A 16,673-nucleotide genomic window follows, 5' to 3' on the forward strand; every position below is an offset into this window, starting at 1 on the left:
AATGCGCTTGATGCACCGGTAGTGCCGGCCAGCGGCCGGCACTACCGGGCTGCGGCGCTCGGCAACACCAGCTCGAACACGGTGCCGGTGTCATCGGACGCAACACTCACGCTGCCGCCATGCGCCTGTGCAATCGCGCGGGTGATCGCCAGGCCCAGCCCCGCACCTTCGTGGCGGCCACGCTCGCCGCGGTAGAAACGATCGAACAGGCGCGGCAGCGCTTCGGCGGAAATCGGCGTGCCGACGTTGTGCACGCTGACCCTGCACACGCCATCGGCCTCGGCCAGCCGTACCCGCACTTCGCTACCGGCAGCGGCATGCTTCAACGCGTTGGACAGCAGGTTGGCAATCGCCCGGTGCAGCATCAAGCGGTTGCCTTCCACGCTCGCCACACCTTCGCGGCGCAGGGTCAACTGCCGGTCCTCGGCCAGCAGGTCGTAGAACTCGAGCAGCGAATCCACCACCCCATCCAGCGCCACCGGCTCGCGCGAAGGCAGCGCGCCCGGTGCTTCGGCCTGCGCCAGGTACAGCAGGTCGCCCACGGTCTGTGCCAGCTGCTGCAGTTCCTCGGCACACGACGCCAGCGTCTCGCGGTAGGCCTCGTTGCTGCGCGGGTGCGCCAGCACCACCTGCACCTGGGTGAGCATATTGGTGATGGGCGTACGCAGCTCGTGGGCGAGATCACCGGAGAACTCGGTCAGCCGCGCGAAGTCCTGCTGCAGGCGTGCCAGCATGCCGTTGAGGGTCTGCGCCAGCTGCTCCAGTTCGGCCGGTGCACTGCGCGCGCTCAGGCGGCGCTGCAGCCGGCCAGCGGTGATCTGCCTTGCCTCATCGGCCAGCGTGCGCAGCGGCCGCAGCGTGCGCCGCACCACGTAGCCGCCGAGCAGGCTGCTGGCCACTGCGGCGCCGATGATGGCGATCGCCAGCAGGTGGCGGAAGCGCTCCAGGAAGTCGGCATGGCGGTTGTCATCGATGGCCAGCAGGGTGACCAGCTGGCTGCTGTCGGCCAGCGTCTGGCGCAGGTGCAGGGCGTGCATGCAGCGACCATCGGCGAGGATCCAGTCGTGCCGCCGTGGCGTGGCATCGATGGGCTGGCTGCGTGCATGCTCGCGCAGCAGCGCCGGCGCAGTGGAGAACAGCACGGCTCCGCTCCCATCAACAATGTGGAAGGCGATATCGGGATGGTGGCCGAGCGCCTCTGCCAACCGCGGCCCGCGTGCGGTGGCGGGCCCATTGTCAGCGAGGTCGCGGATCAACGCGATCTTGTTTTCCAGTTCGATGAAGTCCTGGGCAACAAGATCATGGCGGGCGCTGACATAGATCGCCACGCCCAATGCGGCCAGCACCAGCGTGGCCACGATGGCGAACAGCAGTGTCAGCCGTACCGCAATGGAACGACGCAGGCTCATCCGTTGTGCACTGCACCGTCGTCCGGCGCCTCCAGCACATAGCCCATGCCGCGCACGGTGACGATCAGCTTGGCATCGAAGTCATCGTCGATCTTCGCGCGCAGGCGGCGGATCGCCACGTCGATCACATTGGTGTCGCTGTCGAAGTTCATGTCCCACACCTGTGATGCGATCAGTGAGCGCGGCAGAACTTCGCCCTGGCGACGCGCCAGCAGCTCCAGCAGGATGTATTCCTTCTGGCTGAGGGCGATGCGATGGCCGCCGCGTTCGACCCGGCGGCGCAGGGTATCCACCACCAGGTCGGCGATGACGATGCGCTCGGCCTGCGGCTGTGCCTGGCCGCGACGCAGCAGGGTGCGTACCCGCGCCAGCAGTTCGGCGAAGGCGAACGGCTTGGCCAGGTAGTCGTCGGCGCCCAGCTCCAGGCCCTGCACGCGGTCGGCGATGCTGCTGCGCGCGGTCAGGAACAGCACCGGCACCTGCCAGCCCGCCTCACGAAGCCGCGACAGCACGTTCCATCCATCCAGGCCGGGCAGCATCACATCGAGAATGATCAGCTGGTACTCGCCACTGCCGGCCAGATGCAGCCCGTCGATGCCGTTGCAGGCGAGATCGACCACGTAGCCGGCCTCGATCAGGCCCTGGCGCAGGTAGTTGCCGGTCTTGGGTTCGTCTTCGACGATCAGCAGTTTCATGATGCGCCCATCATCGCAGCTTGGGCACGGGTCGGTGGTGCCGGTTCACGCCAACGGATCCAGCGTGCCGAGGATCGCGACGCAGGCCAGCACCAGTATCGCCAGCAGCGATTCGCAGGCCAGGCTGTAGCGCAGGGAACGCAGCGGCGGCGGTTGCCAGCCGCCATGGATGGAAACCGCCAGTGCCGGCACCAGCCGCCAGCGGTGCAGTGCCGCCAGCCCCAGCATGCCGCCCACCAGGGCCAGCTTGAGCAGCAGCCAGCGCCCGTGTGCGGTACCGGTCAGGGTCTGTACGGAACCGCCGAGATTGACATAGGTATAGGTGCCGGTCATCGCCAGGGTGGCGACGATGACCGTGCCGGGCAGGGCGAAGCTGTGGGCGGCCTGCCACAGTGCATGGGTGCGTTCGCGCAGGGGCAGGCCTTGTGGACGCAGCGCCAGTTGCAGAATGGCGGCGATCGCGCCGACCCAGGCGCCGGCGGCCAGCAGGTGCACGATGCCGGCCAGCAGCCGCAGCGTGCCACCGAACCCATCGCCCGCAGCGGCGTGGCCGTTCCAGGACAGGCTGGCCAACGCCGTGGCAGACAATGCGAGCAGGGCCACGCGGCGCAGGCCCTGCAGCGGCGTGGCGAATGCCAGCAGGGGCAGCATCGCCAGCACCGCCACGGTACGCAGCAGGCCGGCTTTACCCACCGGCGTACCGGTGAGGAACCAGTGCGCCGTTGCAGGGTCGATGTCGGCCGGCGCGATGCCGAGGACAACGGACAACCGGGTGATGGCATCGGTGACCACCAAGGCCAACGCGATCAGGGCGAGCGCCAGGGAGACGCCGCGCGGCAGCCCCGGACGGACGAACAGCATCGGCCCGAACAGCAGCATCAGCACCAGGTACAGCGCCAGCCGCAACGCATACGGCGAGAGCTCGGCCACGTCGGCAGCCTTACTTCACGGTGAAACGGTACGTGCCAGTGATCGGGTGGCTGTCCTGGCCGACCGCGCGCCACTGCAGTGCGTAGCTGCCTGCCGGCAAGGGCTTGGCGAAGCGTGCGCGCAGTGTGTGGCCATCTTCGGAGAGCTCCTGCGCAGTGGTGGGCATGGCCATCTTCATGCGGCCATGGTCCATGCTCAGCTCGATGCGGGTGGCACGCGGCATCACCTTTTCACTGAACTGCAGCTCGATCTGGCTGGCCGGGGCCACGATCGCGTCGGCGGCCGGCGTCGAGCGCACCAGGCTGGGATGGGCCAGCGCCAGCGGCGCAAGCGCGAGGCCGGACAGGAGAAGAACAAGGGCAGTGGAGCGGAGCAGGGGGTGGGTCATGCGTGGGACACCTGTGGAAGACGTGGCCCACAGGGTGGAGGGCAGCGCCTTTCGCCGCCCTGACCCTTGCATTACCGATCTGTAATGTTCCTTCCGGCCGCTGGCCGGCATCACAGCGCTGCCAGCGGCCCCTGCATGCGATGGAAGCTGCCATCGGTGGCGGTGAACCAGGCCAGCGAACGCCCGCCCACGAAATCGTCGACATGCACGACCGTAGCGCCATCGGCTTCCTGCCACGAAATGGCATAGATCCCTTTGCTGATCCGCTGCCACTCGCAGGCGGCTTCGCCCTGCGCACCGGCATAGGCGCCGGAGACGATGGCGTACTGCACGTGGCGGCCATCGGCGCTGTAGACATTGTCGGCGGCCAGGCCGTCATAGCTGACGCGGAAGCGGCGGCCAGCGAACAGGGGAAGGTCAGCCGCGGTGTTCATCGGATCGCCACCGGGTTGATGTTGACCTGGGTCGAGCCGACGTACAGCGGCTGGCCGAGCACGAACAGGAATTCCCAGGCGCTGTCGCGCACCAGCGCACGGCTGTCGATCAACTCCAGGTTGTAGATGCCGCGCTTGGCCAGCATGTACTGGTTGATCGGGAACTCCTCGGCACCGTTCGGGTTCGGGTAGACCTCCGAGGCCCAGGTGTCGCCACCGAAGGCGACGATGCCCTGGTCGGCCAGCCACTTCGCGGCCTCCATGCCGATACCCGGTTCCACTTCCAGGAACTGCTTGTCGTCCTTGCCGATCAGTTCCAGCCAGCCGGTGTTGAACAGCACCACGTCGCCCTTGCGCAGGCTCAGTCCCTGCTTCTTCAGCACGGCCTGGATGTCGGCCACCGTGAACTCGGTGCCGCCGGGCACGATCGCCTTGCCGTAGTACGCGGTCATGTCCAGCACGACGCCGCGGGTGACCATCGGCGGTACCTTCTCGACGCCGAGCTTGCGCACACCGTCCACGGTGACGAAGTCGGCAGACTTGTTGCCGTTGTAGTAGACGTTGTCGATGCCGATATGGCCGATGCCGTTGAGCTGGGTGCCAACGCCGGTCCAGGCGTTCACCAGTTCATCGTTGAAGGTGAACTTGTTGGGGCCCAGCGACGTGCCGGCCTGCTGGCCGACCTGCACGTTGTACAGGCGGAAGCTGCGGTGGCGGAACGCAGGCAGGTTCTTGTCCACCGGCACCGCCAGCGGATAGGTCTTGCCGGTCCTGACCAGCGATACCGCGTGCTTGACCACGTCGGCGGTCAGCAGGTTGGCCGCGCCGATCTCGTCGTTGGCGCCGTAGGCAGAGGGATACCAGTCCTCGGCGGCAGCCTGGAAGGACAGCGGCAGGGTGGCCAGCGCAAGCGCGGCCAGGGTCTTCATCGTCATGGCAAAGCTCCGGTAACTGTCAGGCCGTCGCGGGGGGGGGCCAGCGGGGCATGCGGCGCGGCGGCACCGGCATGGGCCGGGAAGTGCGGCAGCACGTACTCGGCGATTTCGTGGAAGGTATCGGCCAACGGTCGTTCGTTGCGGCGGAACTGCAGGCCGATGTGGTCGACACCGGCCGCCTGCATGGCGTGCAGTTCGGCCAGCAGGGCGTCGCGGCCGCCGCGCAGGCCGAAGCGCCAGCGCTGCAGGGGGGCATCGGCGTCGGCCACCAGGTCCAGGTGGATGAAGCTGGCATACGGCTTGTTGCCGGCCACGGCGCGCCACGCTGCCACGCGTTGCCCATGGTCCTGTGGCGTGCCCGGATAGGCCAGGCAACCATCCATGTGCCGGCCGATCCAGGCCGGTTGCTGCTGGGCCAGGCCGGCCACGAACAACGGCAGGGCCGGGCCATCCGCGGGCAGCACGTCCAAACCCTGCGGGAGGTGCGCGGCGGCGCCTTCGCGCAGCAGTGCGATCTGCTCGCGGAAGCGGCTGCCCCGCGTGTCGAAGTCGCGGCCGAACAGCGGGTACTCCACCGGGCGGTCGCCACTGGCTACGCCCAGCAGCAGGCGGTCACCGCTGAGCCGCTGCACGCTGCGCGCCGACTTCAGGGTCAGCAATGGCTCACGGATCGGCAGCACCACCGCACCGGTGCCCAACAGGATGTCATTGGTGATGCCGGCCAGGTAGCCGAGGTAACTGAATACCTCGAACACCTGCGCCGCATCGCCGAAGGCCGGGTCGTACACCGGCACGTCGCGTACCCACAGCGCACGGAAGCCGAGGCGGTCGGCCAACCGTGCCAGTTCCGCATGGCGCTGCAGGTCCGGTTCGCCGGGCAGGCGTCGCGCGGCGCGTCGTGCCTGTTCGCCCAGCGGCGTCCAGTCATTGTCCAGCGGTGCCTCGATGCCGATGCTGAAGCCACCGGCCTGCAGACGCGTCAACGCACTGCCCATGGCGAGGCTCCTCAGTCCCAGTCCGGGGCCAGGCCCGGCGGATCGACTTCGCGGCCGTTGTGGTCAAGCGCGGCGATCGCGGCCATGTCATCAGCATCCAGGTGCAGGTCCTGGGCGAGCAGGTTGCTGGCCAGGTTCTCGCGCTTGGTCGAGGACGGGATGACCGAGTAACCCAGTTGCAGTGCCCACGCCAGCGCGACCTGGGCCACGGTGGCCTGGTGCTTGTCGGCGATGGCGGCCAGCACCGGGTCCTTCAGCACCTTGCCGTAGGCCAGGGTCATGTAGGAAGTGACGGTGATGCCCTGGTCCTGCAGGAAGGCGGTCAGTGCCGGGTTCTGCAGGTAGGGGCTCAGTTCGATCTGGTTGGTGGCGATCTCGCCGGCGCCGACCACCTCGATGGCCTGCCGGGTCAGCTCGATGTTGAAGTTGGACACACCGATCTGGCGGGTCAGGCCCAGCGTCTTGGCTTCAGCCAGTGCGGTCATGTATTCGCGCAGCTCAACGCCATTGCCCGGCGCCGGCCAGTGGATCAGCAGCAGGTCGACGTAGTCGGTGCGCAGCTTGGCCAGGCTGTCGCGCAGGCTCGGGATCAGTCTGTCGGCAGCGTAGTTGTCCACCCAGATCTTGGTGGTCAGGAACAACTGGTCGCGTGCTACGCCGGACTCGGCGATGGCCTGGCCGACCTCGGCTTCGTTGCCGTAGATCTGCGCGGTATCGACCGCACGGTAGCCGACTTCCAGGGCATCGCGCACCGAGTCGATGACGGTCTGGCCGGTCAGGCGGAAGGTGCCGACGCCAAAGGAAGGAACGCTCATGATGGACTCCAGGGACTTCGTTGCGAGCCGGCGGCTCGGGACAGGGCGAAGTGTGGGCGCTTTACATTTGTTGATTAAGCCGTGTATACGGGAAACGCTTTTGCGCCGAGGTAAAAAATGAAAACCACCCTGGATGAGCTGAAGGCCTTCGTGGCCGTGGTTGACAGTGGTTCGATCACGGCGGCGGCCGAGGAGCTGGAGCTGACCATCTCGGCCACCAGCCGCACGCTGGCGCGGCTGGAGGACAAGCTGCAGACCACGCTGCTGCGGCGGACCACGCGGCGGCTGGAACTGACCGAGGAAGGCACGGCGTTCCTGGAGTACGCGCGCACGATCCTGGCCACGGTGGACGAGGCCGAGGAACAGATGGCCGCGCGGCGGCTGCAGCCGGTCGGGCGCCTGCGCGTGGATGCGGCCACGCCATTCATGCTGCACGTGATCGTGCCGTTGCTGGAGGGCTTTCGCGAGCGCTACCCGCAGGTGGAGCTGGAGCTGAATTCCAACGAGGGCATCACCGACCTGATCGAAAAGCGCACCGATGTGGCGTTCCGCATCGGCGTGCTGCGCGATTCCACCCTGCATGCGCGACCGATCGGCCACAGCCGCATCCGCGTGGTGGCCAGCCCCGAGTACCTGCGACGGCACGGCACGCCGACGCGCGTGGAGCAGTTGCGCGAGCACGACCTGCTGGGCTTTACCCAGCCCAGTTCGTTGAACGAATGGCCACTACACGATGCCGATGGCGGGCCTTTCGTGATCGAGCCGGCCATCGCTTCATCCAGTGGCGAGACACTGCGGCAGATGGCGGTGGCCGGGTTGGGCATCGCCTGCCTGTCCGACTTCCTGACCCGGCAGGATCGGCGTGATGGCCGCCTGGTGCAGCTGTTCGCCAAGCAGACGCAGGACGTTCGGCAGCCGATCAACGCGGTGTACTACCGCAACACCGCGCTGGCCGCGCGCATCACCTGTTTCGTCGACCACGTGACGCAGACGCTGGGGCAGCGTCCGTTTGACGAATAAGGAGGGGTAGAGCCGGCCGCTGGCCGGCTGCCGGGAGTGCATCAGTAGATCCACGCCATGCGTGGATGGTGTTTTCCGTCCGGCCAGCGGCCGGCACTACCGTTGGCTGTGCTGCATGTTTCAGTAGATCCACGCCATGCGTGGATGGCGTGTTCCAACCGACCCGCAGCCGGTGTTAGCGGTTGTGCAGCGCCCGCCGATTGCCGATGTGTGCTGCCGCCAGCATCATGCCGCCGCACGCGGTGGTGACGCCATGCCAGAGCAGTGATTCCTTCAGCGGCAGGTACAGCGAGGCTGACAGTAGAAGGATTGCGCCGACGCACGCCAGCCGCAGGGGCCGCCCGCGCCCGTGCCGGTGCAGCCCGGCCGAGGTGCTCGCCAAGGCCAGCGACGAGGCCAGCAGCGCGAACAGCCATTCCCAGCGCGACATCACCAGCAGCACGGTCATCGCGCCATGGCCGGGGTGCTGGAACGAACGCAGCGCCATCATCGCTGCCGGCACGAAGGCCAGCAGCAGGGGCAGGGCGATGCAATGGGCGGCGCAGGCCAGGGACAGCCAGGCACCGGCAAGATCGAAGCGGGGGTGCCAGCGTGCCGAAGTTGGCGGCTGGGCCAGGGCCCTTGCGGGCGTCGTGGGGATGTGGTCCATAATGTTACATAGTAACAATTGGAACGTCCCCCATGAAGCTTTCTGCTGCTCTTTTCCTGCTGCTGGCCGCCAGCGCCGCGCAGGCCCACGATATCCGCCAGCACGCACCGCACGTGCACGGCCAGGCCACCGTCGATGTTGCGCTTGACCAGCAGACGCTGGAATTCGCCCTGCAGGCCCCTGGCATCGGTATCCTCGATTTCGAGCGGCCGCCGGCCAATGCGGCCGAGCAGTCCGCGCTGACACGGGCTACGACAGTGCTGAAGGGCGGCAGCTGGGTCGCCCTGCCCACCGCCGCGGGCTGCCGCCTTTCAGGCAACGATGCCAAGGCCGAGGGATTCGATGCGACGGCTGCAGCACCGCCATCAGGTCAGCATCGGCACGCGGGGTTCAGCGCAACGCTGCGGTACCAGTGCGCCAAGCCGGCCGAGTTGCGCGCCATCGTCGTGCGCTTGCCCGTGCTATTCCCGGGCCTGCATGAAGTGATCGTCAACAGCGCCACCGCGCACGGCCAGAACCGCAGCGTGTTGACCGCGGACAATCTGCGCGTGGTGCTGGCGCCGTGAGCATGCGACCGGTGATCGCGCTGGAGGGCGTGCAGTTCGGCTACGGCCCGCGCCTGGTGCTGGATGTGCCGCGGCTGTGGATCGAGCAGGGCAGCAGCGTGCTGCTGCGCGGGATCAGTGGCGGTGGCAAGAGCACGCTGCTGGGCCTGCTGGCGGGCGTGCTGCTGCCCGGCAAGGGCCGCATCGAAGTTGTGGGCCACGGGCTGCAGGCGATGCGTGGTGCTGCGCGGGACCGCTTCCGCGCCGATCACCTTGGCGTGATCTTCCAGCAGTTCAACCTGCTGCCGTTTCTCAGCGTGCGCGACAACATCGCGCTGGGCCTGCGCTTCTCGCGCCTGCGCAGCGCGCGCATCAGCGGCCCGCTGGATGCCGAGATCGCGCGCCTGCTGCAGGCTCTGCAGCTGGACCCGGCGCTGATGCAGCGGCGCGCGGGTACGCTGAGTGTCGGCCAGCAGCAGCGCGTGGCGGCGGCACGCGCCCTGATCGGCCGCCCGGCGTTGCTGCTGGCCGATGAGCCGACCTCGGCGCTCGACCGCGACGCGGCCACCGCGTTCCTGAAGCTGATGTCGGCGCAGTGCCAGGCGGCCGGCACTACGGTGCTGGTGGTCAGCCACGACGACAGCCTGCAGCCGTTGTTCGACCGCACGATTGCCCTGTCCCAGATCAACCAGGCAGGTGCCGGCCATGCTTGAGCTTGCCTGGACCAGCCTGCGCAGCCGCGCGTTGAGCGTGGGCCTGACCGTGCTGGTCATCACCCTCAGCGTGGTGCTGCTGCTGGGCGTCGAACGCGTGCGCACGCAGGCGCACGAAGGCTTCGCCAGCACGGTGTCGGGCACCGATCTGATCGTCGGTGCGCGTTCGGGGCCGGTGAACCTGCTGCTGTACTCGGTGTTCCATATCGGCGACCCGACCAACAACGTGTCCTGGCAGTCCTACCAGGCGCTGTCCGCGTTGCCGCAGGTGAAGTGGGCGGTGCCGCTTTCGCTGGGCGATTCCTGGCGCGGCTACCGCGTGGTCGGTACCAGCGATGGCTATTTCGAGCACTACCGCTACGGCGCCGGGCACGCGCTTGCGTTTGCGAGCGGACGGCCGTTCGATGACCTGTATGACGTGGTGATCGGTGCCGAGGTGGCACAGGCACAGAAGGTTGGTCTCGGTGACCAGATCGTGCTGGCGCATGGCACCGGCGCGGTCACCCTGGCCACGCATGCCGACAAGCCATTCCGTGTCGCCGGCATCCTGCAGCAAACCGGCACGCCGGTCGACTCGTCGCTGCTGGTCTCGTTGGCAGCGATCGAGGCGATCCATGCCGACTGGCGTTCGGGCGTGCAGCTGCGCAGCCAGAGCGTCAGCGCCGAGCAGGCGCGTCATCTGGATCTGACCCCGACCAGCATCACCGCCTTCATGCTCGGCCTGAACTCGCGCATCGCCACGTTTTCGGTGCAGCGCAGGATCAACGAGTATCCGGACGAGGCGATGCTGGCGATCCTGCCCGGCGTCACGCTGCAGCAGTTGTGGCAGTCGCTGGGGATGGCCGAACGGGCGCTGCAGCTGATCAGCGCGATGGTGGTGGCACTCGGCATGGTCTCGCTGGTGGCGCTGCTGGTCTCGACCCTGCAGGAGCGGCGGCGCGAGATGGCGATCCTGCGTGCCACCGGGGCACGGCCGGGTTACATCGCTGCCCTGCTGGTGGTGGAGGCGGTGGCGACCAGCGCGGTGGCCTGCGCGCTGGCGCTGGTGCTTCTGGTGGCCGCCAGCATTGCCGGGCGCGGCTGGGCGCTGGCCAACTTTGGCCTGTCGATCACCCATGTCTGGCCGGACGGCCGCGAGCTGGCCTGGGTGGCAGGCGTGCTGGCGATCAGCGCTGTGGCCGGGCTGGTGCCGGCGTTGCTGGCCTACCGGCGCACGCTGGCCGATGGCCTGTCGCCGGGAGGCTGAGCATGCGCTGGACGCTGTCGCTGCCGATGGTGTTGGCCCTGGCCGCCTGCGAGCGGCCGGTGGATACCGGTGTGCAGGCCTTGCCACCCTCGCCGGTTGTCGACCGCGCTGACGCTGCGGATGCGGCAGAGCAGGAACTGGATTGGTTGCAGATGATGCCGAAGGACGAGCTGGCCGCGCTGGAGCGGGGCGAGGGCCCGGAGGTCGAGCACAACGGCAACCGGCGCATGCCGCAGTTCGGTACGTTCCGTACGGTGGATACGGTGCTGCAGCGACCGGTTCGCCTGCCGGGTTACGTGGTACCGCTGGCCAACGCGCAGGACGGGCGGCTGACTGAATTCCTGTTCGTGCCGTACTACGGCGCCTGCATCCACGTGCCACCCCCGCCGCCGAACCAGATCGTGCACGTGGTGCTGCCACGCCCCATCGCGATGCCGGACATGTACTCGCCATTCTTCCTGGCCGGCACCCTGCGTGCCGAACGGCTGGATGACGATCTGGCCGGCTCCGCCTACACCATGCGCGATGCACAGCTGAGGCCTTATGAACCGTAGCCCCTTGTTGCTGGTGCTGGGATGCCTGTGGCTGGCGGGCTGTACGTCGCCGGGCGGCGATGCCGTGGCGGTCACGCCGAAGGACACACCGGCTGCAGTCGCTACGGACGCTGCCGCGATCAACCGTTGGGATGCGTTGCGGCCCGATGAAGTCACCTACCAGCGCCCGCCGCCGCAGATCGGCCTGTCACGCGGTGGCATGGATGGCGTGGGCGGACTGATCGACGACACCGGCTCCGGCACGCCGCCGGGGCAGGAGATCGACCATTCCAGCCCGGACCGCGCCAAGCAGTTCGGCTCCTCGCGCGTGGTCGACGCCGTCGACGGTCGCGCGGTCGATCTGGATGGCTACGTGGTGCCGCTCGGCACCAACGATGCAGGATTGGTGGATGAACTGCTGTTCGTACCGTTCTATGGCGCGTGCATCCACGTGCCGCCACCACCACCGAACCAGATCATCCACGTGACCCTGGCCACGCCGATCGCGCTGGGCGATCTGTGGGATCCGTACCGGCTTGCCGGCCGCCTGCAGGTGAAGCGTTTCGACGCGGATATCGCCAGCGCGTCCTACGATGCTGCGGCAGCCACGCTGACGGCGATCCACAACTGATGCCGCGGCGCTGGATCATGGCTGCCGGGGTGCTGCTGGGCGCAGTCGTGCTGCGGGTGTGGTGGCAGCGGCAGCGCGCCCCCATCGCGCCACCGGCGGTCGCGTTTCCGGCGCCTTCGTCCGACGCCAGCCAACGCATCGAACAGCGCCTGGGTGATGACCCCGCGTTTCGCAACGACGTGCTCTTCCTGCTTGCAGCAACATTGCGCGACCGCTGCCAGCCGGCGCAGGCGGGGCTGCTGGCGCGCATGGCCAATCGTGCATCGCTGCCGGTGCTGGCGGCAGTCAGCGCGGTGACCCAGCAGGACCCATCGCTGGACCGGCCGATCTACCAGTACATCCAGCATCGCGCCGATGCGACGCCGTGCGGGCAGCCGCTGCAGATGCCGTTGGCCGGTGGGCGCAGCATGGCCGTGGACATCGAACAGTATGCGCGCATGTTTCCGGACAGCTACTTCGACCCGCAACGCAGCAGCGAACCGCGGGATTTTGGTGGACTGTCGCTGCAGCAGCGCGCCGGCAATGCCTGTAACAGCGTGGTGTATTCGGTGCTGCCGCTCGGTGGCACCGACTGGCGGTGCAGCAGCCTGCGCGCGAATGCCCGTGCGCGCGTGCGCGGCCTGTGCGAGGACGAGCTGCGGCGCCAGCATGGGGGAACTGGCGGGGAACTGGACATGGCCGTGGGGAAGGGCATGCAGGCGGCGGTGGTATCGGCGATTGCCGCGCTGCCCGAAGACTGCCGGTAAACGTTCATCAGTAGAGCCAGGCCATGCCTGGCTGGCGGCGCAGTCGAGCAAGCCCGCCTCTACAAAAGCTGAATCGGTGGACTTCGAAGATCATAACTATACAGGACATCCTGTATAGTTATGGCCGTATTCCACCCCCCGATCAGGTTCTCCCATGGCTTTGTCCCAGCCCTTGGCCGGTGCGCCGGCCCTGTCGCGTGCCCGTCGCTGGGCACTGTTGTTCACCGTCGCCGCCGGCCTGCTGCTGGTCACGCTCGACAACTCGGTGCTGTACACGGCACTGCCGACGCTGACCGAGGAACTCTCTGCCAGTGCCGGCCAGGCGCTGTGGATCATCAATGCGTATCCACTGGTGATGGCCGGCTTGCTGCTGGGCGCGGGCACGCTGGGCGACCGCATCGGCCACCGCCGCATGTTCCTGATCGGCCTGGTGGTGTTCGGCGTGGCCTCGCTGGCGGCGGCGTTCGCCGACACTGCAGCGCAGCTGATTGCCGCACGCGCGTTCCTGGCGGTCGGCGCGGCCGCGATGATGCCGGCCACGCTGGCGCTGATCGGCCTGAGCTTCCACGAAGAGCGCGAACGCAACATCGCCATCGCGATCTGGGGTTCGGTGGCCATCGTCGGTGCGGCGCTCGGCCCGATCATCGGCGGCTGGCTGCTGCAGCACTTCTGGTGGGGCTCGGTATTCCTGATCAACGTGCCGGTGGTGGTGCTGGCGCTGGTGGCCACGCTGCTGCTGGCACCGGAAGGCCAGCGCGACACCTCGCGGCCGTGGGACCTGGTTTCGTCGCTGCTGGCTCTGGCTGCACTGTCCGGCCTGGTGCTGGCGATCAAGTCGCTGATCGCTACGCCGCCGTCGTATGCGCTGGGCGCAGGCGCGCTGCTGTTGGCCGTCATCAGCGGTGCGGCGTTCGCACGCCGCCAGCAGCAGTTGCCGTACCCGCTGCTGGACTTCGCGATCTTTCGCAATCCGGCATTCCTGGCTGGCACGCTGTCGGCGGTGTTCACCCTGTTCGCGATGGCCGGCCTGCAGCTGGTCACCACCCAGCGCTTCCAGCTGGTGGCAGGCTTTACGCCGCTGCAGGCGGGCCTGCTGGTGTCGGTGGCGGCGCTGGGCAGCCTGCCCAGTGCGCTGCTGGGCGGCAGCATCCTGCACCGGGTGGGCCTGCGCCCGCTGATCTGTGGCGGCCTGGCTGCGGGTGCGATGGGTGTGGGCGTGGTGGCCTTCGGCTTCCCGCACGGCCTCGGTTGGGTGGTCGCGGGCATGGCGATCACCGGCTTCGGCATGGGCTCGGCCATCTCGGTGGCGTCCACCGCCATCCTCAACAATGTGCCGGCACACCGCGCGGGCATGGCCTCGTCAGTGGAAGAGGTGTCCTATGAGTTCGGCGGCCTGCTGGCGGTGGCGACGCTGGGCAGCCTGAGCGCCGCGATGTACAGCGCGTTCCTGCCGGTCTCGGCCGATATGCCGGCGCTGGCCCGCGAGGGTTTCACCCAGGCGCTGCATGCCGCGCGCGAGAGCGGGCAGGGCGAGTGGTTCGCATTGGCTGCGGCGGCGTATGACCGTGGCTACCAGATCGTGCTGCTGGTGATCACGGCGGTGCTGGCGCTGGGCGCGACGATCCTGGCGCGCCTGCTGCGCGGCCGCGTCGGCAGCCGCGAGGGCGCGGCCGATCGCGTAAAATGACGCGATGAGAACCAGCAAGCGCGATCGCATCCTCGACGCCGCCGTCAACGTGATCAATCGTGACGGCGTGCGTGCGGTGACCTTCGAGTCGGTGGCGGCCGAGGCCAAGCTGACCCGTGGCGGCCTGCTCTACCACTTCCCGTCGCGCGAGGCGCTGCTGCGCGGCATCGACGAGCACCTGGTGCAGGCCTGGGAGTCGTCGATGGAAACGCTGCTGGGCAAGCGTGCGGACGAAGCCTCGGCGCTGGAGCGTTACCAGACCTTCGTGCGCGTCTCGGCGCAGAGCGCTACCCGTGCCGAGCTGATGTTCATGCTCGAATCGGCCGACCCGGACGCCGATGAGCGCCCGTGGGGCCCGGCGGTACGCCGCTGGGCGCCGTTGCCGCCGTCGGCCGGGCTGAATGACCCGGCCGCGCTCGACAATTTCGTAGCACGGCTGGCCGCTGATGGCCTGTGGATCTACGAGGCGATGTACGAAGGGCAGCTGGATGAAGGCGTGCGCGCCCAGGTGGCCGAGCGCATCGCCGGGCTGCTGGCGAAGTCTGACGGCACGTCCAGTTGAGCGGCCGGTCGGCGCGCAGACATTGCCCGTGGTAGAGCCGACCGCTGGTCGGCTGCCTTCGGTCAGGCCATGAAAATGCCGCTTTTGGTAGAGCCGACTGTGGGTCGACTGCTCTCCAATCAGACAGCGAAAACCCCGCGCTTCGCGCGATAGTCGACTCTATCTCTCACCCTTTACCCAGCCTGGGCGGCGCTCGCGGCCAACCAGGCCCTGGGCGACGCCCCCAACCGCTTGCGGAACGCCTTCGACAACGACGCGGTATCGGCAAACCCTACCTCGACCGCTACCTGCTTGACCGCCACGCCGGCCCGCAGCTGCGCGCAGGCCAGGCTCAGCCGCCAGTCCAGCAGATAAGCGGCCGGCGTCGCCTGCATCACCTCCTTGAACACTGCCGCGAATGCGCTGCGCGACATGCCGGCGGTCGCGGCCATCCGGGGCAGCGTCCATTCGTCCTGCGGTGCCTGGTGCATCGCCACCAGCGTGCGTGCCAGCCTCGCGTCGGACAGCCCGCGCATCAGTCCATGACTGACACCCGCTGCATCCGGGTGGTCGACCACCCAGCGCAGGATCTGGATCAGCGCCACCTCGAACAGGCGATTGGTCAGCAGCCGTGAACCGCAGCGCTGGCGATCGGCCTCGGCAAACAGCAGCTGCAGGGTGTCATCCAGTTCGCCGATGGCCGCCAGCGGCACTACCATCACCGGTGGCAGCGACTGCACGATCGGATTGCGCGCACCGCCATCGAAATCCAGCGTGGCGCAGGTGAAATCCGGGCCATCCAGCGGCGCGTTGAAGAACACATGGTGCAGCGGCTGCGGGTACAGCAGCAGGCTGGGTGTGTCGATCTTCAGCCGGGGCAGCGCGATATCGCCGTCGGGATGGCGGACTTCCATTTCACCCTGGCGCAGGATGTGCAGGAACGCACGACCGGGCTGCGGCTCGAAGACATGCTGCCCGCACAGCGGGCCACTGTGGAACAGCGCCGCCTGCACCCGGAAGCGTTCCAGCAGGCAGGAGAGTCGATCTGGCGCAGGGGCGGCGGCGGGCGTGCTCATGGATGAATGGACAACATGTGTGGCTGATTGCGCCTGAAGCGTCCAGCGAGTCTACCTAGGATGAGCGGGTCGTCCAATCCCGGGCGCTTTCCCAAGGAGATCCACCATGTCCCGTGTCCCCCTGATCGATGCCGCCAACACCACCGCCGACCGCCAGGCCCTGCTGGGTCAGGTGCACGCTGCCTTCGGCGCCACCCCCGCCATGTTCCGCGCCGTGGCCAACTCGCCAGCCGCCCTGCAGAGCATGTGGGGTTCGTTCGGCGCGCTGGGCGGCGGTCGCCTGTCGCCGCTGCTGGGCGAGCAGATCGCCGTGGCCATTGCCAACCGAAATGCCTGCGAGTATTGCCTGGCTGCACACACCGCGCTGGGCCGCAAGGCTGGTGCCAGCAGCGAGCAGATGGCCGCTGCACAGATCGGTCAGTCCAGTGACCCGGCTACTGCCGCCGCCCTGGATTTCGCGCTGAAAGTGGTCGAGCAGCGTGCGCAGATCGCCGAGGGCGATGTGCAGGCGCTGCGTGCGGCCGGCTTTGACGATGAGCAGATCGTCGAGATCCTCGCCCATGTGGCGCTCAACCTGTTCACCAACTACGTCAACGTGGCGTTCGACGTGCCGGTGGACTTCCCGAAGGTCGCGCTGCGCTGAGTGCGATTTGTCCGGGTGGCCGAGTGCTGCCCGGACCTCGGC

General features: G+C 68.0%; 20 protein-coding genes. 10 read left to right on the top strand and 10 right to left on the bottom strand.

Annotated features, from left to right (window positions below):
• Positions 1 to 41 precede the first annotated feature (41 nt).
• From AC5P74_RS08925 to dkgB, 8 genes are all read right to left on the bottom strand, one after another.
• The gene (locus tag AC5P74_RS08925; protein WP_346608053.1) at positions 42 to 1,409 is read right to left on the bottom strand and encodes a heavy metal sensor histidine kinase; all 1,368 of its coding nucleotides are present in this window, start codon (positions 1,407 to 1,409) and stop codon (positions 42 to 44) included.
• Positions 1,406 to 2,104, bottom strand: coding sequence for a heavy metal response regulator transcription factor (locus AC5P74_RS08930; protein ID WP_346608052.1), 699 nt, complete (start codon positions 2,102 to 2,104; stop codon positions 1,406 to 1,408). The genes AC5P74_RS08925 and AC5P74_RS08930 overlap by 4 nt, the downstream gene beginning before the upstream one ends.
• A 45-nt stretch (positions 2,105 to 2,149) precedes the next feature.
• Positions 2,150 to 3,034 carry a copper homeostasis membrane protein CopD gene (gene copD / locus AC5P74_RS08935; RefSeq protein WP_346608051.1) on the bottom strand — a complete coding sequence of 295 codons (885 nt, stop codon included), beginning with the start codon at positions 3,032 to 3,034 and terminating at the stop codon, positions 2,150 to 2,152.
• Positions 3,035 to 3,044: 10 nt separating this feature from the next.
• The gene (gene copC / locus AC5P74_RS08940; protein WP_053498857.1) at positions 3,045 to 3,422 is read right to left on the bottom strand and encodes a copper homeostasis periplasmic binding protein CopC; all 378 of its coding nucleotides are present in this window, start codon (positions 3,420 to 3,422) and stop codon (positions 3,045 to 3,047) included.
• Between the two features lie 110 nt (positions 3,423 to 3,532).
• Positions 3,533 to 3,856: a MoaF-related domain-containing protein gene (locus tag AC5P74_RS08945; RefSeq protein ID WP_053498859.1), complete on the bottom strand. Its 324-nt coding sequence runs from the start codon at positions 3,854 to 3,856 to the stop codon at positions 3,533 to 3,535.
• Entirely contained in the window at positions 3,853 to 4,791 is a 939-nt protein-coding gene (locus AC5P74_RS08950) for a cyclase family protein (protein ID WP_346608050.1), read from the bottom strand. The genes AC5P74_RS08945 and AC5P74_RS08950 overlap by 4 nt, the downstream gene beginning before the upstream one ends.
• A complete protein-coding gene (locus tag AC5P74_RS08955; RefSeq protein WP_070489612.1) occupies positions 4,788 to 5,786 on the bottom strand; it encodes a TIGR03571 family LLM class oxidoreductase in 999 nt (332 codons plus the stop codon). Before AC5P74_RS08955 ends, AC5P74_RS08950 begins: the two co-directional genes overlap by 4 nt.
• 11 nt (positions 5,787 to 5,797) lie before the next feature.
• Positions 5,798 to 6,601, bottom strand: a complete 804-nt coding sequence (gene dkgB / locus AC5P74_RS08960; RefSeq protein ID WP_053498863.1) for a 2,5-didehydrogluconate reductase DkgB — start codon at positions 6,599 to 6,601, stop codon at positions 5,798 to 5,800.
• Between the two features lie 117 nt (positions 6,602 to 6,718).
• Between dkgB and AC5P74_RS08965 the strand changes: the two genes are divergently transcribed.
• Entirely contained in the window at positions 6,719 to 7,621 is a 903-nt protein-coding gene (locus tag AC5P74_RS08965) for a LysR family transcriptional regulator (protein ID WP_053498865.1), read from the top strand.
• Between the two features lie 175 nt (positions 7,622 to 7,796).
• On the opposite strand, the gene AC5P74_RS08970 is transcribed toward AC5P74_RS08965, so the two are convergent.
• Entirely contained in the window at positions 7,797 to 8,270 is a 474-nt protein-coding gene (locus AC5P74_RS08970; RefSeq protein ID WP_053498867.1) for a MerC domain-containing protein, read from the bottom strand.
• Between the two features lie 32 nt (positions 8,271 to 8,302).
• On the opposite strand from AC5P74_RS08970, the gene AC5P74_RS08975 reads away from it, so the two are divergent.
• From AC5P74_RS08975 to AC5P74_RS09010, 8 genes are all read left to right on the top strand, one after another.
• Entirely contained in the window at positions 8,303 to 8,836 is a 534-nt protein-coding gene (locus AC5P74_RS08975) for a ZrgA family zinc uptake protein (protein WP_053498869.1), read from the top strand.
• Positions 8,833 to 9,528 (top strand): ATP-binding cassette domain-containing protein, encoded by a 696-nt coding sequence (locus tag AC5P74_RS08980; protein WP_053498871.1) that lies wholly within the window; start codon positions 8,833 to 8,835, stop codon positions 9,526 to 9,528. The genes AC5P74_RS08975 and AC5P74_RS08980 overlap by 4 nt, the downstream gene beginning before the upstream one ends.
• The gene (locus AC5P74_RS08985) at positions 9,521 to 10,774 is read left to right on the top strand and encodes an ABC transporter permease (RefSeq protein ID WP_053498873.1); all 1,254 of its coding nucleotides are present in this window, start codon (positions 9,521 to 9,523) and stop codon (positions 10,772 to 10,774) included. Before AC5P74_RS08980 ends, AC5P74_RS08985 begins: the two co-directional genes overlap by 8 nt.
• Positions 10,775 to 10,776: 2 nt before the next feature.
• Entirely contained in the window at positions 10,777 to 11,328 is a 552-nt protein-coding gene (locus AC5P74_RS08990; RefSeq protein ID WP_346608049.1) for a DUF3299 domain-containing protein, read from the top strand.
• Positions 11,318 to 11,938, top strand: a complete 621-nt coding sequence (locus AC5P74_RS08995) for a DUF3299 domain-containing protein (RefSeq protein WP_032954192.1) — start codon at positions 11,318 to 11,320, stop codon at positions 11,936 to 11,938. The genes AC5P74_RS08990 and AC5P74_RS08995 overlap by 11 nt, the downstream gene beginning before the upstream one ends.
• The gene (locus AC5P74_RS09000) at positions 11,938 to 12,684 is read left to right on the top strand and encodes a hypothetical protein (RefSeq protein ID WP_206620331.1); all 747 of its coding nucleotides are present in this window, start codon (positions 11,938 to 11,940) and stop codon (positions 12,682 to 12,684) included. Before AC5P74_RS08995 ends, AC5P74_RS09000 begins: the two co-directional genes overlap by 1 nt.
• 154 nt (positions 12,685 to 12,838) lie before the next feature.
• On the top strand, positions 12,839 to 14,371 hold the full coding sequence (locus AC5P74_RS09005; RefSeq protein WP_346608048.1) for an MFS transporter: 1,533 nt from the start codon (positions 12,839 to 12,841) through the stop codon (positions 14,369 to 14,371).
• Positions 14,372 to 14,375: 4 nt separating this feature from the next.
• Positions 14,376 to 14,933 carry a TetR/AcrR family transcriptional regulator gene (locus AC5P74_RS09010; RefSeq protein ID WP_188247510.1) on the top strand — a complete coding sequence of 186 codons (558 nt, stop codon included), beginning with the start codon at positions 14,376 to 14,378 and terminating at the stop codon, positions 14,931 to 14,933.
• Positions 14,934 to 15,106: 173 nt separating this feature from the next.
• Here the strand turns inward: AC5P74_RS09010 and AC5P74_RS09015 are convergent, their stop codons facing one another.
• A complete protein-coding gene (locus AC5P74_RS09015) occupies positions 15,107 to 15,988 on the bottom strand; it encodes an AraC family transcriptional regulator (RefSeq protein WP_253135614.1) in 882 nt (293 codons plus the stop codon).
• 106 nt (positions 15,989 to 16,094) lie between these two features.
• On the opposite strand from AC5P74_RS09015, the gene AC5P74_RS09020 reads away from it, so the two are divergent.
• Complete coding sequence (locus AC5P74_RS09020; protein ID WP_053498885.1) at positions 16,095 to 16,631, top strand: carboxymuconolactone decarboxylase family protein; 537 nt, start codon at positions 16,095 to 16,097, stop codon at positions 16,629 to 16,631.
• The last annotated feature ends 42 nt before the right edge of the window (positions 16,632 to 16,673 follow it).

Source organism: Stenotrophomonas sp. YJH_SMC_94-11 (assembly GCF_059370435.1).

Coding starts and splice junctions, on each gene's coding strand:
- AC5P74_RS09015 (WP_253135614.1), bottom strand. CDS start 15,988: ATGAGCACGCCCGCCGCCGCCCCTGCGCCAGATCGACTCTCCTGCCTG.
- AC5P74_RS08930 (WP_346608052.1), bottom strand. CDS start 2,104: ATGAAACTGCTGATCGTCGAAGACGAACCCAAGACCGGCAACTACCTG.
- AC5P74_RS08955 (WP_070489612.1), bottom strand. CDS start 5,786: ATGGGCAGTGCGTTGACGCGTCTGCAGGCCGGTGGCTTCAGCATCGGC.
- AC5P74_RS09005 (WP_346608048.1), top strand. CDS start 12,839: ATGGCTTTGTCCCAGCCCTTGGCCGGTGCGCCGGCCCTGTCGCGTGCC.
- AC5P74_RS08995 (WP_032954192.1), top strand. CDS start 11,318: ATGAACCGTAGCCCCTTGTTGCTGGTGCTGGGATGCCTGTGGCTGGCG.
- AC5P74_RS08945 (WP_053498859.1), bottom strand. CDS start 3,856: ATGAACACCGCGGCTGACCTTCCCCTGTTCGCTGGCCGCCGCTTCCGC.
- copC (WP_053498857.1), bottom strand. CDS start 3,422: ATGACCCACCCCCTGCTCCGCTCCACTGCCCTTGTTCTTCTCCTGTCC.
- AC5P74_RS08965 (WP_053498865.1), top strand. CDS start 6,719: ATGAAAACCACCCTGGATGAGCTGAAGGCCTTCGTGGCCGTGGTTGAC.
- dkgB (WP_053498863.1), bottom strand. CDS start 6,601: ATGAGCGTTCCTTCCTTTGGCGTCGGCACCTTCCGCCTGACCGGCCAG.
- AC5P74_RS08985 (WP_053498873.1), top strand. CDS start 9,521: ATGCTTGAGCTTGCCTGGACCAGCCTGCGCAGCCGCGCGTTGAGCGTG.
- AC5P74_RS08970 (WP_053498867.1), bottom strand. CDS start 8,270: ATGGACCACATCCCCACGACGCCCGCAAGGGCCCTGGCCCAGCCGCCA.
- AC5P74_RS08950 (WP_346608050.1), bottom strand. CDS start 4,791: ATGACGATGAAGACCCTGGCCGCGCTTGCGCTGGCCACCCTGCCGCTG.
- AC5P74_RS08925 (WP_346608053.1), bottom strand. CDS start 1,409: ATGAGCCTGCGTCGTTCCATTGCGGTACGGCTGACACTGCTGTTCGCC.
- AC5P74_RS09010 (WP_188247510.1), top strand. CDS start 14,376: ATGAGAACCAGCAAGCGCGATCGCATCCTCGACGCCGCCGTCAACGTG.
- AC5P74_RS09000 (WP_206620331.1), top strand. CDS start 11,938: ATGCCGCGGCGCTGGATCATGGCTGCCGGGGTGCTGCTGGGCGCAGTC.
- AC5P74_RS09020 (WP_053498885.1), top strand. CDS start 16,095: ATGTCCCGTGTCCCCCTGATCGATGCCGCCAACACCACCGCCGACCGC.
- AC5P74_RS08975 (WP_053498869.1), top strand. CDS start 8,303: ATGAAGCTTTCTGCTGCTCTTTTCCTGCTGCTGGCCGCCAGCGCCGCG.
- AC5P74_RS08990 (WP_346608049.1), top strand. CDS start 10,777: ATGCGCTGGACGCTGTCGCTGCCGATGGTGTTGGCCCTGGCCGCCTGC.